Source organism: Citrobacter sp. CK194, assembly GCF_030333395.1.
Taxonomy (GTDB): Bacteria; Pseudomonadota; Gammaproteobacteria; order Enterobacterales; family Enterobacteriaceae; genus Citrobacter_B; species Citrobacter_B koseri.
Genome location: NZ_JAOWGA010000019.1, coordinates 509,451 through 524,307, shown reverse-complemented (window position 1 = coordinate 524,307; position 14,857 = coordinate 509,451). Strand labels below are relative to the sequence as shown.

Sequence of the window (14,857 nt, the reverse complement as noted above, 5' to 3'; positions counted from 1 at the left end):
CTTAACGCCCCCGCAGTCCGTCGGCCAGGCGTTTGCCGTTACGCACAGAAAACAGCGTCAGCAACGTGCGCCAGGTCATTCGCTTATTGCGGATCTGGTACAGCGTAAACAGCTGATACTTTTTGCTGGCGCGGTCGAATTTGTCTTTATGCTTGCGGTAGAAATGGAAGTAGCCGGAGAACTTTTTCGGCGAGGAGGTGATCTGCATTTCACCGTGATTGATGTGCAGAATCTGCGTCGCCTCTTCCACTTTCCACGGTTCGCCGTACTCAACCACCATGCGCAGGAAAATATCGTAGTCCTGCGCGGCTTTCAGTTCGGTATCAAACAGGCACTCTTTAAAACGCCAGGCCCAGGTAAAGACCTGATTGCCAATGATATTGCGTTTATAAAAAAGACGGCGTGAGTACGGCGATTTCGGGTACAGCGGCAGACTGGCCGGCTGCGAGTAAACCTCGCCTTCGCAGACATAGTCATTGGCGTATAAAAACGCGTGCGTTACCAGCTGATGCTTATGTTCAAGGAACACGCTCAGACGGTTCGGCGTCCATTCATCATCATCATCGATCCCGGTGATGTACTGCCCCTTCGCCTGCATAATGGCCTGATTACGCACCGCGCAGGCGCCGGAATTGATCGCATTGTGGGTGTAGCGCACGCGCGGGTCGTTTAACCCTTCAACAAACTGCTGCAACTGCTCATACGATGAGGAGCAGTCATCCACAATGATCATTTCCCAGTGGGTATAGTCCTGGCGCAGCACCGATTTAATCGCGCGAATCGCCAGTTGCTGCCGATTCCAGGTTGGCATGTAGATCGAAATCAGTGGGTTGTCTATTGTCATTCTCATTCCCCGGATAGTGTCGGATGGCGGCGTAAACACCTTATCCTGCCTACAATCACCAGCAATTTTGTCGGCCCTGTAGGCCTGATAAGCGCAGCGTCATCAGGCGACTTATTATTTTGAATCCGACTTGTATTCGTACTCGTAGTAACCGTAATCCTGATAACCGGTCGCCCGTCGGAAGATGGAGTTGAGGATTACGCCTTTTACCGGAATGCCGTTCTGCTCAAAGCGGCTCAGGCTGGTTTCCACCTCTTTTAATGTGTTAACGGCGTAACGCGCCACCATCAGCGTGGTGCCGACATGCCGTCCGACGATTGCCGCATCGGTCACCGCCAGAATCGGCGGCGTATCGATTAAGACCAGGTCATAGCGCGCGCTGGCCCAGGCAATCAGTTCGCCAAAGCGCTCGCTCATCAGCAGTTCCGACGGGTTAGGCGGCACCTGTCCGCGCGGCACCAGATCGAAATGCGGGATGGAGGTGGGTTTGGCGCAGGAGGCGATATCCCCTTTGCCCACCAGAATGTCGGACAGACCATTCACGTTGTTGGTGCCCAGCAGCTCGTGGGTATAGCCTTTACGCATATCGCAGTCGATCAGCAGCGCGCGTTTGTTGGTCTGGCTGATGACCGCCGCCAGGTTGGCGCAGACAAAGGTTTTGCCGATAGACGGGCTGACCCCGGTCAACATCAGCACATTGTTTTGCGCCTGCATCATGGCGAAATGCAGACTGGTACGCAGGCTACGCACCGCCTCAATCGCCAGATCGGTTGGGTTCCCCACCGCCAGCAACTGGCTCTGTTTGTAGCGCTTAACGCCCTTAATCGTTTTGACGTTATCGCGCGCTTTCTGCCACTCCGACAGCGGAATGCTGGCATAGACGCTGATGCCGTGTTCTTCGAGCACCTGCGGACTTTCAATCCCACGGTTAAACAGCGAACGCAGCAACACGCCGACGATAGAGAGCATCAGGCCAAGAATAATGCTGCCAAGAATAATCAGCGCTTTTTTCGGCTTCAGCACGCCCGGCTGGGCAATCGCCGGGTCAACAATACGCACATCCCCGACGGTGCTGGCCTCGGTGATCTTCAGCTCCTGCTGCTTGTTCAGCAGTTGCATATAAACCTGCTGACCGGATTCGACGTCGCGCGTCAGACGCACAATTTCCTGCTGCGTTTTCGGCATTGCCGTCACCCGCCCGTTCAGTTTGGCTTTTTCGTCTTCCAGCGCTTTACGTTTTTCCAGCAGCGTGCGGTAAGCCGGATGCGCTTTAGTAAACAGCTTGGAGATTTCCGCCTCTTTGAAGGTCAGTTCGTTAAGCTGGGCGTCGATATTCACCATCGAATCCAGCACCGCCTTGGCCTCCAGCGGTAAGTCCACGGAGTCTTTATCCTGACGGAAGGCGTTGAGTTTGTTTTCCGCGACGTCCAGGCGAGTGCGCACTTCCGGCAACTGTTTCGCCAGGAACGCCAGGCTTTTCGCCGCTTCCGCAGATTTCCGCTCAACGTTCTGTTCGAGATAGTTGCGGGTGATGCTGTTGAGAATATCGCGGATCTGATCCTTGTCTTCACCGGTAAAGGCCAGGCTCAATACGCCGGTATCTTTGCCGTTTTCCGTCACGGTCAGGTTGTTTTGCAGATTGTTGATCATCCCAAGCGTGGAGAATTTAGTGACGGTAAATTCACTGTCCGGGCGGGCATGGATAGCGCTCACCATCATCGTCACACCGTCTTTACTCAGCAGTTGCCCGGCCTGACCGCGCGCGCTAAAGCCGCCGTCGCTGGTCAGTTCGTAGGTTTTGTCACTCAGCACGTTAAGCGTGAAAACCTGCTCGCCCATCTCTTTTGGACGGGTGAACGTTGTCACTTTCACCGTCTCATTCTGCCGCCCCATCAGACGCTCCCAGCCTGCGCCAAACAGCGGGAAGGTGTTTTTGGTGACGGAGATATCCAGGTCGAGATCGTCAACGGTTTTCCCCAGAACCAGACGCGACTGAATCAGCTGAATTTCCGCTTCTGATGCCGGCGGTTTATTGGCCAGCGCAGAACCAATATCCTGCACCAGCGAGTTACCGGTATTTTGCTCGATTTGCACCAGTGCGTCGGCGCTGTAAATCGGCGTGGCGAATAGCGTGTAAATCACCGCGCACAGCGCAAATACCGTCGTAATGCCAAGCACCCACCAGCGCGCTTCAATGACGGTTCCCACCAGGCGACCGATATCGATTTCATCACTGCCCGTTACCGGAGCGGCAAGCTGTTTTACTTTTTCTGTCATTGTTATACCTGCTCTGCGTTCAATGCCTGCGCCCATTGGCGAGCAGACCTTTCAAGTAATGTGTACACCGCTTCAAACGCCTCGCGACTTTTGCGATACGGATCGGGTATTTCACGCTCGCTGTCCCAGTGGCCGAACAACATCACTTTCCCGCGCATCTCTGGCGCCATCTCGCACAGTCTGGCGATATGGCGTTTTTCCATCGCCAGAATCAGGTCATAATCCCGGCACATACGCCCGGAGATCTGGCGGGCGCAATGACCTTCAAGAGAGAGGTTATGCGCCGCCGCCACGCTGACCGCCGACCGGTCGGCGCCCCTTCCCACCAGCGCGCCCAGCCCGGCGGACTCCACCGTTAACGACGGGTGATAACTTTTCAGCAAGCGCTCTGCCGTCGGGGAACGGCAAATGTTCCCCACGCAAACAACTAAGATTTTGTTAAACATGACGTTTACCAGTTATGAATGTCGCTGGCCGTATCCGTCATATAACGGACACCGCTGATGGTCGGCAGCAACTGATTGATCAGACGGTTCCAGCGCGCAACCGGTGCGGTCGTGACGTACACCACATCGTAAGGTTGCAGTCGGAACTCCGTCGCCATCACCAGAGAAGTGGCATCAGACATATCAAGCTGATAAATATTGGCGATCTTGCCATTGCGTCCGCCCTCGCCTTTCAGCGGTCGAATCACGAAGATGCCGCTGGCATTGGAGGTGGTCAGGTCGATACCTTCCGCTGTACCCAATGCTTCGGTGAGCGTCATACCGCTGAAGTCCATTTTGAGGGTGCTCTGTTTCTTCACTTCACCCATCACGAAGACTTTCAGATCGTCATTACGCGGTACAAACAGGATGTCGCCGGGGTAGAGCAACCGGTTCTGGCTGAGATCGCCGTTTTGCATCAGCGCCTGCAAAGAAATTCGCTGCTCCTGGCCATTGTGCGTCAGCACGACGTTGCGCCAGTCGGCGTTTTCGGTCAGACCACCTGCGGCGTTGATGGCATCAAGAACGGTGAGCGGCACGTTGGTGATCGCCTGCTGGCCGGATTTATTCACCTGCCCGGAGACATACGCCTTCTGCGAGCGGAAAGCGGCGATATTAACGTCCACCTGCGGGTCAGCAATGTACTTCGCTAAGCGCCCGGTAATATCACTGCGAATTTCACCCAGCGTTTTGCCCACCACAGTCACTTTGCCGATGTAGGGATAAAACATGGTGCCATCGGGTTGAACCCAGTTGCCGGTATCACTGGAGCTGCGGTACTGCCCGGCGGGTGTGGTCAGTTCCGGGTGATCCCAGACCGTCACATTCAAAACATCGCCTGGGCCGACGCGGTACTGGTAGCTTGAGATCTCCTGGTCCAGTGACATATTGGGCTGCGCCACATTTGGACGTGGTCGTAATTGCTCCACCAGGCGCGGCGTCAACGGATAGACATTCACCATACGGTCGAGATCAAAATCAGCGTCTTGCTGTTTGATCACGTCTTTACCCATCGTAGACATATTGCTGCCCGGAAGTACTGTGCAACCACTTATCAAGGTTACCGACACCAATAATGGCATCAATTTCATTTTGGATTTCATCATTGATTATTTATCACTTTGGCAGAGTAATTATCCCGTGCAATTTAAATAGCGACTTCGCCTGTACACATTTACATTGCAGTTAATTGAAAAGAAATTTAACTGGCATCAGTCCTAAAAAATTTGGATTCATCCGTAGGCTATTGACAGAATAATTCAGACTTGTCACCAGGTTATCAGACACGCTACCGCCCTTGGCTTTTTAGCTACCAATACACTGATTAATTTAGGTTTTTATAATCCTCTTTATTTCATCTTCTTCGCGACAGAGAAACATCACAGGAAATAAGAAAGTTACTCAGTAATGGCCTGCTTGACGGCGACAGGATATTTTTGTTGCCCACCATTAATGCTGCAAGAATTGTTGCAGTTAACGTAATAGCAGGCAAGGTAACAAGCCTGTACTTCACCCTTTTTAAGATTAATATTAAGCGTGGCGAAATTATAATTTTAGGATTTTATTGATGTTGACAAATTCTATATTTAACGCCCAACCTGCGATATTTCCGAAATATATCCACATTCAAAAAATCGTACCATATGGAAACTTTATGGTTATTTTTCCGCCACGTTTTCAGCATAAAAGCCTGATATAAAAGAAAGAGAAATGACGTTATGTCATTGCATTTTGCGCCAGCTTTATCCATGATCGAATTGTGACAACTGTCATATAACGAAAGGTATTATTCTCACTATGGAATGGATTGCCGATCCATCAATCTGGGCCGGACTCGTCACGCTTATCGTCATCGAGTTAGTCCTCGGCATTGATAACCTGGTCTTTATTGCTATCCTCGCTGAAAAACTGCCGCCTGCGCAGCGCGATCGTGCGCGCATTACCGGGCTGCTGTTAGCGATGATCATGCGGCTGCTGTTGCTGGCGTCTATCTCGTGGCTGGTCACGCTGACGAAGCCTCTCTTCAGCATACGCGACCTGAGCTTCAGCGCCCGGGATCTGATTATGCTGTTTGGCGGTTTCTTCCTGCTCTTTAAAGCCACGATGGAGCTCAACGAGCGGCTGGAGGGGAAAGACAGCGATAACCCCACCCAACGCAAAGGGGCGAAATTCTGGGGCGTGGTGGCGCAAATTGTGGTGCTGGACGCCATCTTCTCCCTCGACTCGGTCATTACCGCCGTGGGGATGGTCGAACACCTTGCGGTGATGATGGCGGCGGTGATTATCGCCATCAGCCTGATGCTGCTGGCCAGTAAATCCCTGACCCGGTTTGTGAACAGCCACCCAACCATCGTGATCCTCTGCCTCAGCTTCCTGCTGATGATCGGCTTCAGCCTGGTGGCGGAAGGGTTTGGCTTCCATATTCCGAAAGGTTATCTGTACGCCGCGATCGGCTTCTCGGTGATGATTGAAGCGCTGAACCAACTGGCGATCTTCAACCGTCGTCGCTTCTTATCCGCCAACCATACGTTGCGCCAGCGCACCACCGAAGCGGTGATGCGTTTGCTCAGCGGGAAAAAGGAGGATGCCGAGCTGGATGCTGACACCTCCGCTATGCTGGCGGATCATGACGACAGCCAGATTTTCAACCCGCAAGAGCGGCAGATGATTGAGCGGGTGCTGAACCTCAACCAGCGCACCGTCAGCAGTATCATGACCTCGCGCCATGATATTGAGCACATCGATCTCGACGCGCCTGAAGAGGAAATTCGCGCCCTGCTGGAAAAAAACCAGCATACGCGTCTGGTAGTGACCGGAGAGGACGAACAGGAAGAGTTGCTTGGCGTGGTGCATGTCATCGACCTGCTACAGCAATCGCTGCGCGGCGATCCGCTCGATCTGCGGGCGTTGATCCGTCAACCGCTGGTGTTTCCTGAAACGCTGCCGCTACTTCCGGCGCTGGAGCAGTTCCGTAACGCCCGCACGCATTTTGCTTTTGTCGTGGATGAGTTTGGTTCCGTTGAAGGGATCGTAACCCTGAGCGACGTCATGGAAACCATCGCCGGTAATCTGCCGAACGAAGTGGAAGAGATCGACGCCCGTCACGATATTCAGAAAAACCCGGACGGCTCCTGGACCGCCAACGGCCATATGCCGCTGGAAGATCTGGTGCAGTACGTTCCGCTGCCGCTGGATGAGAAACGCGAGTACCACACCATCGCGGGGTTGTTGATGGAATACCTGCAACGCGTGCCGAAAACCGGAGAAGAGGTTCAGGTGGGAGATTACCTGTTGAAAACCTTGCAGGTTGAGAGTCACCGCGTACAGAAAGTGCAGATTATTCCGTTACGTAGCGATGACGAGTTAGATTACGAGGTGTAAGGCAGAACGGCATGCCGGGTGGCGGCTGGCGCCTTACCCGGCCTACGGTTGTGTCGTTGTAGGCCTGATAAGCGCAGCGCCATCAGGCGTAGGGTGTTGCCGGATGGCGGCGTAAACGCCTTACCCGGCCTACAAATGTTGTCTGTTTTCACAGCCGGCATTCAGATTCGCTTACAGCTTATCCAGCAGCTTCTTCACGTCTTTACCGTTGCGGGTCTCTTTATTACGATCCGCCCAGTCGCTCAGACGACGTTTTGCTTCATCCTGCAAATGCTTACGCAGAATCTGGTCAACCTGGAGATTGTAATTCAGCGCCTGCCACTTACCGTATACGCGCAGCGGAACCGGCGTCTCTTTCAGGAAATCAATCAGCTTGCTTTCACCTGTCCAGCCGCCCAGCACGCGCACGTTAAACTGCGTGTCGCAGGTCTGCTCAACAAGATTCAACGCGCCATTACCGGAAACCGCCAGTATTGCAGACTGCCCTTCCATGCTGCCCAGCGTGAGCTTACCGTTATCCAGCGCCAGGTCGGTGACAAAGCGATCCAGACGGGTCGCGTTATCAAAATTCTGCTGCGATTGCTGCACATCGCCACCGCTACGCGTTACCGCCTGCTGCACCAGTTGCTGGAAGTTCATCCCTTCCATACGCGTGTCGCGCATTTCAACATGCGCCTGCCCTTGCCAGCTGTGACGAAACGCCTGGGCGTCAATATCCGCGCCTGAAAAATCGCCCGCCAGCGACATTTTGCCGGTCAGCGCGATGGGATAGTCAAACGCGTTCAGAATCGTACCGATTTCCACATCCTCAAGGCGCGGCTGGAACACGGCGCGCGGATTTGCCGCTCTCGCGTCCAGCGTACCGGGCAGAGAAATCTCACCGCCGTCGAGTTTCCCCTGCAACTCGACGATATTCAGCAAACCGGCCTGATTCGTCATTTTCGCCGACACGTCGGTAAACGCCATGCCACGCCACTTCGCGTTATCCGCCCGCAGAGAGAGGGCCGCAGAAAACCCTTTTAGCCCCTGATAAGCGGGTTCATCAACGCGGGACGCGATAACCGGCCGCGGCCGCGTCGACTGCTGCCCCGTTTGCGCCACGTTTTTGGATGTGCTTGCCACGTCATTTCGCGGAAGAAGGTTATCCAGATTCAGCTTGCCAAATTGCAGATCGATCGCCCATTCCGGCTCATCGCTCAGCGTCACCTGAGCCTGTCCGGTCAGGGTGCTGTCGTTGGCGGTTAAACTGAGCTGACTGAAAGAGAGCCTTTTTTGCCCTTCCTGCCACTGCGCCTGTAATTGCCCCTGGCCCTGAATACCCTGTTTCGGTAAATCGGCTCCCTGCAACTGCCAGTTGAGCTGCTCGATACCGGCCGTTAAGTTGTGCGGATAGTCAGACGCATCGACCGTTCCGTTGAAGGAGAGCGAGAGATCGCGCTGATCGCGGTTCACCCGCCCGGAAAAATCAAACGTCCCGCGATGCTGTTCATCCTGCTCCATTTGCAGGCGAATATCGCGAACCGTAATTTGCTCGTCGTCTTCATGCTGGAACACCAGCACGCTGTCAGCAACGCGTAAGCTGCTGATATCAAAAGACCAACCACGGTCTTCCGGGACATCCGGCAGCGTATTGTCTTTTGGCGCAACAGGCGCGTCTTCCCGGCGCGCCGCTTCCGTCTGCGGCGTCAACTGGATGACCGCGCCTTTGAGCATCACCTGTTCAACCTTCAACTGATGACTAAGAAGCGGCCACAGCGCAACGTCCAGGCGCATATTGTCGGCCCGAACCAGGGGTTCGCTGGCGCCTTCCGCCGTCAGCGCCATCCGTCCAGAGAGGATGCTGAGTTGAGGCCATACGTGCCAGCGCAGAGGGCCATCCAGTTGCAGTTGATATCCGCTACGCGCAGCGACCTGCTGCACCATATACGCGCGGAAATCATTCGGATTCACCAACATCACCAACGCCGAGAAACCGGCCACCAGCACGACCAGGAGAATCATCAGCGTCGTCAGAAATCGTCTCATGCTATCCTCAGTGGAGCAGACTCAGTCTTTGTCAATCCGGCTGGCAACAGCGCCTTGCTGATCGCGGTATTTCGCATCCTGGCGACGGTTATAAGGGCGTGCGGCAGGGCCGGAGAGCGGCTCAAAGCTCAGGGCGCCAATCAGCATTCCCGGACGCAGGGCCAGCGGTAATTTCCCGGAGTTGTAGAACTCCAGAACGATGCAACCGGACCAGCCGGGATCGATACGGTGCGCGGTAACGTGCACCATCAGCCCAAGACGCGCCAGCGAGGAACGGCCATCCAGCCACCCCACGAGATCCGGCGGCAGCGTGACGGACTCAAAGGTCACGGCCAGCGCCAGCTCGCCCGGATGAAGATAAAACGCGTCGCCTTCATCCAGCACGATTTCATCGCTCATCACGCGATCCAGCGCAGCGCTGACCTCATCCTTCGGGCCGCTTAAATCAATAAACGCAGCCGTGTGGCCACGAAATGTACGAAATTTATTGCCAAGGCGCACATCCACCGTCGCGCCATTAATACGCTCAACAGGAGGACGCGGGTTGATCGACAAGCGGCCTTCATCCAGCCAGGCTTCAATATCTCGGTCACACAAACGCATGGCACTTTCTCCTTTCGTGCATCAGGCCCTTAACGTTCAACGCGTCAAGGGCGAACCAGGTTATCACTGAACGGTACACAATTCGCTGGGCTTATTCAAAGAACTGACTGATTTTCGCTTTCAGAATATCAATCGCAATGCGGTTCTTACCGCCGCGCGGTACAATAATATCGGCGTATTGCTTGGAAGGTTCAATAAATTGCAGGAACATCGGGCGTACGGTTTTCTGGTACTGCGCCATCACCGAATCCATTGAACGCCCACGCTCGTTGACGTCGCGCTTAATACGGCGCATCAGGCAGATATCCAGCGGGGTATCGACAAAAATAGAGAAGTTCATCTCTTCACGCAAACGCGCGTCCGTCAGCAGCAAAATCCCTTCGAGAATAATGACTTTTTTGGGCTCGACGCGAACGGTTTCCTGCATGCGGGTATGTTCAACATAGCTGTATACGGGCAATTCAATCGCCGAACCGCGCTTGAGCGCTTGCAGATGCTGGAACAGCAAACTGTGATCCATCGCATTAGGATGGTCGTAGTTGGTTTTTACACGCTCTTCCATCGACAGATGGCTTTGATCTTTGTAATAGCTGTCTTCGGGAATAACGCCGATATGTTCATCACCCACTTGTTCACGCAATTCGCGATAAAGGGTACTGGCAATAAGACTCTTGCCGGAAGCCGATGCGCCAGCAATACCGATAATGACGCACTGATGAGACTGAACAGTCATAAATTTAGCGACCTGATTAACCTGGATGTTAGGGAGGGCGACGCCGAAGCGTCAAACGCGGCAATTATAGGGATTTCAGCGGCACGATACCAGTCGAGATAACAGAACGCTAAATTGCCGTCCATCTCTCCCTGTCGCAAATTAAAATGCTTATTTTTAAAGCAGCTGCCGGATTTATTCGTTTATGCCGGAATTAATCCCCCGGAGATGTCAAATTATGAGCCGCTGACGTATAAATCGTAAATTGTTTGTACTAGCATGATCCTGAATGAAAACTGACGCGTCCGGGCCCTCCGCGACGGCAAGGGCTATTCGGATAACGTGGTAATGAGTAAACAAACCCAACATGTTTTAGTTACCTTGCCTCACCCTCTACTGCGTCTCGTCAGTTTAGGTCTGCTCACCTTTATCTTTACACTCTTCTCGCTGGAACTGTCGCGTTTCGATACGCCGCTGGCGCCGCTGTGGTTCCCGACGTCAATCATGATGGTCGGTTTTTATCGCCACGCAGGACGGATGTGGCCGGGGATCGCACTGGTCTGTTCCCTCGGCAGCATAAGTGCGTCACTCGTTTTTTCTCCTGCCGGTTCGCTGAATTTTGGCTGGACGGCGATCAATATTATTGAAGCGGTGGTCGGCGCAATCCTGTTACGTAAGCTACTGCCCTGGTATAACCCCTTACAAAATCTGAATGACTGGCTCCGCCTGGCGACGGGCAGCGCGGTGATTCCACCGCTACTGGGAGGCGCGCTGCTCTGGCTGCTGATGCCCGAAGGGACGCCAGTAAAAACATTTTTGATTTGGATTCTGTCCGAGTCTATCGGCGCGCTGGCGCTGGTGCCATTAGGCTTGCTGTTTAAACCGCACTACCTGCTTCGCCATCGCGATCCCCGTTTACTGCTTGAAACGCTGCTTACGCTGACGATAACGCTGGGGCTAAGCTGGCTCTCTATGCTGTACGTTCCGTGGCCTTTCACCTGCATCATCGTTCTGCTGATGTGGAGCGCGATACGTCTGCCGCGTATGGAAGCGTTTCTGATCTTCCTCGCCACCGTCATGATGACGTCGCTGATGCTGGCATCCGACCCGGCGCTGCTGTCAACGCCCAAAACATACGCCATGATGAACGTTCCCTGGCTGCCGCTTTTAATGATCCTGCTGCCCGTCAACATCATGACAATGGTGATGTACGCGTTTCGGGCGGAACAAAAAAATATCACGGAAAGCGAATTACGCTTTCGTAACGCGATGGAATATTCCGCGATCGGCATGGCGTTAGTGGGCACCGAAGGCCAATGGCTACAGGCCAACAAGGCATTGTGTCAGTTTCTTGGCTACAGCCAGGATGAACTGCGCGCCCTCACCTTTCAACAGCTCACCTGGCCTGAGGATCTGCATAACGACCTTGAACAGCTGAATATGCTGGTGCGCGGCGATATCAACAGCTATTCCATGGAGAAACGCTATTACACCCGCGACGGCGATGTGGTCTGGGCATTACTGGCCGTTTCACTGGTTCGCCATAGCGACAACACCCCGCTCTATTTCATTGCGCAAATTGAAGATATCAACGACCTGAAACATACCGAACGGGTAAACAAGCGCCTGATGGAGCGGATTACGCTGGCGAACGAAGCGGGCGGTATCGGCATCTGGGAATGGGAACTGCGGCCTGACGTGATCAGTTGGGATAAGCGCATGTTTGAGCTGTATGAGGTTCCGCCGCATATCAAACCCACCTGGCAACTCTGGCACGACTGCCTGTTGCCGGAAGACCGCGCGCCGACGGAAAAGATCATCCGCGAGTCTCTGGCGGCACGTCTCCCCTTTAAGCTCGAATTCAGGATTGGCGTAAAAGATGGCATCCGGCATATCCGCGCCCTGGCGAACCGGGTGCTGGATAAAGACGGCGACGTGGAACGCCTGCTTGGCATCAACATGGACATGACCGAAGTCAAGCAGCTTAACGAGGCGCTGTATCAGGAAAAAGAGCGCCTGCACATTACGCTGGACTCCATCGGGGAAGCGGTTGTCTGTATTGACGTCGACATGAACGTAACCTTTATGAACCCTGTCGCCGAAAAGATGAGCGGCTGGCAGCAGGAGCATGCGATCGGCATCCCGCTGCTGACGGTATTGCGCATCACTTTTGGCGATAACGGCCCGCTGATGGAAAATATCTATAGCGCGGATATGTCGCGTTCCGCCATTGAGCAGGATGTGGTGCTTCACTGTCGCAACGGCGGTCGCTACGACATTCATTACAGCATTACGCCGCTCAGTACGCTGGACGGCGGGAATATCGGCTCCGTACTGGTCATTCAGGACGTCACGGAATCGCGGAAAATGCTGCGCCAGCTCAGCTACAGCGCCTCTCATGACGCCCTCACCCACCTGGCTAACCGGGTCAGTTTTGAAGGCCATCTTAAAGAAATCCTGCTTACGGTACGCGATACGCGCCAGCATCATGCGCTGGTCTTTATTGATCTTGACCGCTTTAAAGCCGTTAACGACAGCGCCGGGCATGCCGCAGGCGATGCGCTGCTTCGCGAACTGGCCGCCTTAATGCTCAGTATGCTGCGTTCCAGCGATATGCTGGCCCGCCTGGGCGGGGACGAATTTGGCCTCCTGCTGCCGGATTGCAATATCGACAGCGCACGCTTTATTTCTACGCGGATCGTCAACGCGATTAATGAATACCGCTTTACGTGGGAAGACCGTGAACACCCCATTGGCGCCAGCGCCGGGATCACGCTAATCAATAACGCCAATCGCCTGGCGGTAGACGTGATGTCCCAGGCGGATATCGCCTGCTATGCCTCTAAAAACAACGGTCGGGGACGTGTCACCGTGTACGAAGCGCAGCAGGAACAGGCGCACAGCGAGCGGGAAGTTACGTCTCAGGATGAACAATGGCGCATAATCAAAGATAACCCTCTATTGATGATCGCCCGTGGGGTCGCGTCGCCGCGCATCCCTGAAACGTGCGGTTTTTGGCTGATCTCGCTGCGGCTGTGGGCCAGCGACGGCGAAATCATGGAGGAGCAGGCATTCCGCGCAGGGCTAACCGATCCCGAACTCAGCCACGCTCTCGATCGTCGCGTGTTTCAGACATTTTTCCAGCACGCGGCATCCACCGTCGCCAGTAAGGGGGTGAGCATCGCCCTGCCGCTTTCCGCCGCCGGACTCAGTCGCGCAACATTCATTGATGAGCTGCTCGAACAACTGGAGCGCAGCCCACTTCCGCCGCGCTTATTGCATCTGGTTATCCCGGCACATGTCCTGATGCAAGAGTCCGATAAGGCCATACCCGCGATACAGATACTGCGTCAGGCGGGCTGTCGCATTGTTCTCAGCCAGGTCAACCGTGACCTGGCGCTTTTCGATTGCTTAAGCGCCCACATGGCTGACTACCTGTTGCTTGATAGCGAACTCTGCGCCAGCCTTCACGGTAATTTAATGGATGAAATGCTGGTATCGATTATTCAGAGCCATGCGCAGCGGCTGGGCGTCAGAACCATTGCCGGCCCGGTACAAATGCCGCTGATCATGGATGCGCTTTCCGGTATTGGCATCGATCTGATTTACGGCGACGTCATTGCCGATGCCCAGCCGCTGGATCTGTTACTGAACACCAGTTATTTCGCCATCAACTGACGGCTGCCAGCCATCCGTATACCAGATATGCAGCAACGCGTAGGAGCGCCAGGGTTTCCAGCGCTCCGCATAACGGCGGATTTGTGCGGGCGTCATTCCCGAAAACCGCTGTTTAATCAGATAATCATCCGGCAAAAAGATATCTTTCGCCTGCCAGCCGCGCAGCGCGAAGTAGTTGGCCGTCCAGCGCCCAATCCCAGGAAAGGTTTGCAGGTTTTTCACCCCCAGCGCAATATCCGGCGGCGCGACCGTCTCTAACGTTCCATCCAGCGTCGCACGCGCCAGATGGATCAGCGCTTCCGCGCGTTTAAGCGGCATCCCCAGTGCTTTAAGCGCGAATGGGTCCGCCGCCGCCAGCGTTTGCGGCGTGGGGAAACAGACATACTCCGGCGCATCGGCAAGCACATCACCATAACAACGGGCGACTTTCGCCGTCAGCTTTGCCGCCATCGCCACGCTGACCAGTTGCCCGAGTATCGCCCTTACGCCCTGTTCGAAGGCATCCACCGAGCCGGGCAGACGCAATCCCGGTCGCGCAGCCCCCAGACTGCCGAGCGCATCGGCAATCTGATCGGGGTTACAGCGCAGATCGAACAGGCGTTCAATTTTTGCCAGACATTCTTCGGCGACGGGCAACAAGCCCGCGCTCAGGGTTACGCGCAGCGTATGCGTCTGGTGCTCCGGTACAACGGCGATCAGTCCCCGATGTTCTCCCGTCGCCAGACTGCGAACGTAACGCGCGGGCTCAACCGTTTCGACGCCGCTCACCGCACGCGCGGCGAGAAAACCCAACATCCAGGACCAGTCATAAGGCGGCTGCCAGCTTAGGATATACATTGCGACTCCTGTTTT

10 protein-coding genes are annotated in these 14,857 nt (G+C 54.7%); 2 read left to right on the top strand and 8 right to left on the bottom strand.

Annotated features, from left to right (window positions below; translation table 11 throughout):
• Position 1 precedes the first annotated feature (1 nt).
• The 4 genes from wcaA to OGX80_RS18500 all read right to left on the bottom strand — a co-directional run bounded on the left by wcaA (position 2) and on the right by OGX80_RS18500 (position 4,712).
• Positions 2-844, bottom strand: coding sequence for a colanic acid biosynthesis glycosyltransferase WcaA (wcaA, locus tag OGX80_RS18515; RefSeq protein ID WP_024130193.1), 843 nt, complete (start codon positions 842-844; stop codon positions 2-4).
• Positions 845-958: 114 nt separating this feature from the next.
• On the bottom strand, positions 959-3,121 hold the full coding sequence (wzc, locus tag OGX80_RS18510) for a tyrosine-protein kinase Wzc (RefSeq protein WP_286471378.1): 2,163 nt from the start codon (positions 3,119-3,121) through the stop codon (positions 959-961).
• A 2-nt stretch (positions 3,122-3,123) separates the two neighbouring features.
• Positions 3,124-3,567 (bottom strand): low molecular weight protein-tyrosine-phosphatase Wzb, encoded by a 444-nt coding sequence (wzb, locus tag OGX80_RS18505; protein ID WP_012131700.1) that lies wholly within the window; start codon positions 3,565-3,567, stop codon positions 3,124-3,126.
• Positions 3,568-3,572: 5 nt separating this feature from the next.
• The gene (locus OGX80_RS18500) at positions 3,573-4,712 is read right to left on the bottom strand and encodes a polysaccharide export protein (protein ID WP_012131699.1); all 1,140 of its coding nucleotides are present in this window, start codon (positions 4,710-4,712) and stop codon (positions 3,573-3,575) included.
• Positions 4,713-5,403: 691 nt separating this feature from the next.
• Between OGX80_RS18500 and OGX80_RS18495 the strand changes: the two genes are divergently transcribed.
• Complete coding sequence (locus OGX80_RS18495; RefSeq protein WP_058669389.1) at positions 5,404-6,987, top strand: TerC family protein; 1,584 nt, start codon at positions 5,404-5,406, stop codon at positions 6,985-6,987.
• A 171-nt stretch (positions 6,988-7,158) separates the two neighbouring features.
• On the opposite strand, the gene asmA is transcribed toward OGX80_RS18495, so the two are convergent.
• From asmA to udk, 3 genes are all read right to left on the bottom strand, one after another.
• A complete protein-coding gene (asmA, locus tag OGX80_RS18490) occupies positions 7,159-9,012 on the bottom strand; it encodes an outer membrane assembly protein AsmA (protein ID WP_115181420.1) in 1,854 nt (617 codons plus the stop codon).
• A gap of 21 nt (positions 9,013-9,033) precedes the next feature.
• Positions 9,034-9,615, bottom strand: a complete 582-nt coding sequence (gene dcd, locus OGX80_RS18485) for a dCTP deaminase (RefSeq protein WP_012131692.1) — start codon at positions 9,613-9,615, stop codon at positions 9,034-9,036.
• Between the two features lie 91 nt (positions 9,616-9,706).
• Entirely contained in the window at positions 9,707-10,348 is a 642-nt protein-coding gene (udk, locus tag OGX80_RS18480; protein WP_024130192.1) for a uridine kinase, read from the bottom strand.
• Positions 10,349-10,675: 327 nt separating this feature from the next.
• Between udk and OGX80_RS18475 the strand changes: the two genes are divergently transcribed.
• Complete coding sequence (locus OGX80_RS18475) at positions 10,676-14,005, top strand: diguanylate cyclase (RefSeq protein WP_115181418.1); 3,330 nt, start codon at positions 10,676-10,678, stop codon at positions 14,003-14,005.
• On the opposite strand, the gene alkA is transcribed toward OGX80_RS18475, so the two are convergent.
• Positions 13,973-14,842: a DNA-3-methyladenine glycosylase 2 gene (gene alkA, locus OGX80_RS18470; RefSeq protein WP_110494059.1), complete on the bottom strand. Its 870-nt coding sequence runs from the start codon at positions 14,840-14,842 to the stop codon at positions 13,973-13,975. The genes OGX80_RS18475 and alkA overlap by 33 nt on opposite strands.
• Between the last annotated feature and the right edge of the window lie 15 nt (positions 14,843-14,857).

Coding starts and splice junctions, on each gene's coding strand:
- OGX80_RS18495 (WP_058669389.1), top strand. CDS start 5,404: ATGGAATGGATTGCCGATCCATCAATCTGGGCCGGACTCGTCACGCTT.
- OGX80_RS18500 (WP_012131699.1), bottom strand. CDS start 4,712: ATGATGAAATCCAAAATGAAATTGATGCCATTATTGGTGTCGGTAACC.
- OGX80_RS18475 (WP_115181418.1), top strand. CDS start 10,676: ATGAGTAAACAAACCCAACATGTTTTAGTTACCTTGCCTCACCCTCTA.
- wzc (WP_286471378.1), bottom strand. CDS start 3,121: ATGACAGAAAAAGTAAAACAGCTTGCCGCTCCGGTAACGGGCAGTGAT.
- alkA (WP_110494059.1), bottom strand. CDS start 14,842: ATGTATATCCTAAGCTGGCAGCCGCCTTATGACTGGTCCTGGATGTTG.
- wcaA (WP_024130193.1), bottom strand. CDS start 844: ATGACAATAGACAACCCACTGATTTCGATCTACATGCCAACCTGGAAT.
- udk (WP_024130192.1), bottom strand. CDS start 10,348: ATGACTGTTCAGTCTCATCAGTGCGTCATTATCGGTATTGCTGGCGCA.
- wzb (WP_012131700.1), bottom strand. CDS start 3,567: ATGTTTAACAAAATCTTAGTTGTTTGCGTGGGGAACATTTGCCGTTCC.
- asmA (WP_115181420.1), bottom strand. CDS start 9,012: ATGAGACGATTTCTGACGACGCTGATGATTCTCCTGGTCGTGCTGGTG.
- dcd (WP_012131692.1), bottom strand. CDS start 9,615: ATGCGTTTGTGTGACCGAGATATTGAAGCCTGGCTGGATGAAGGCCGC.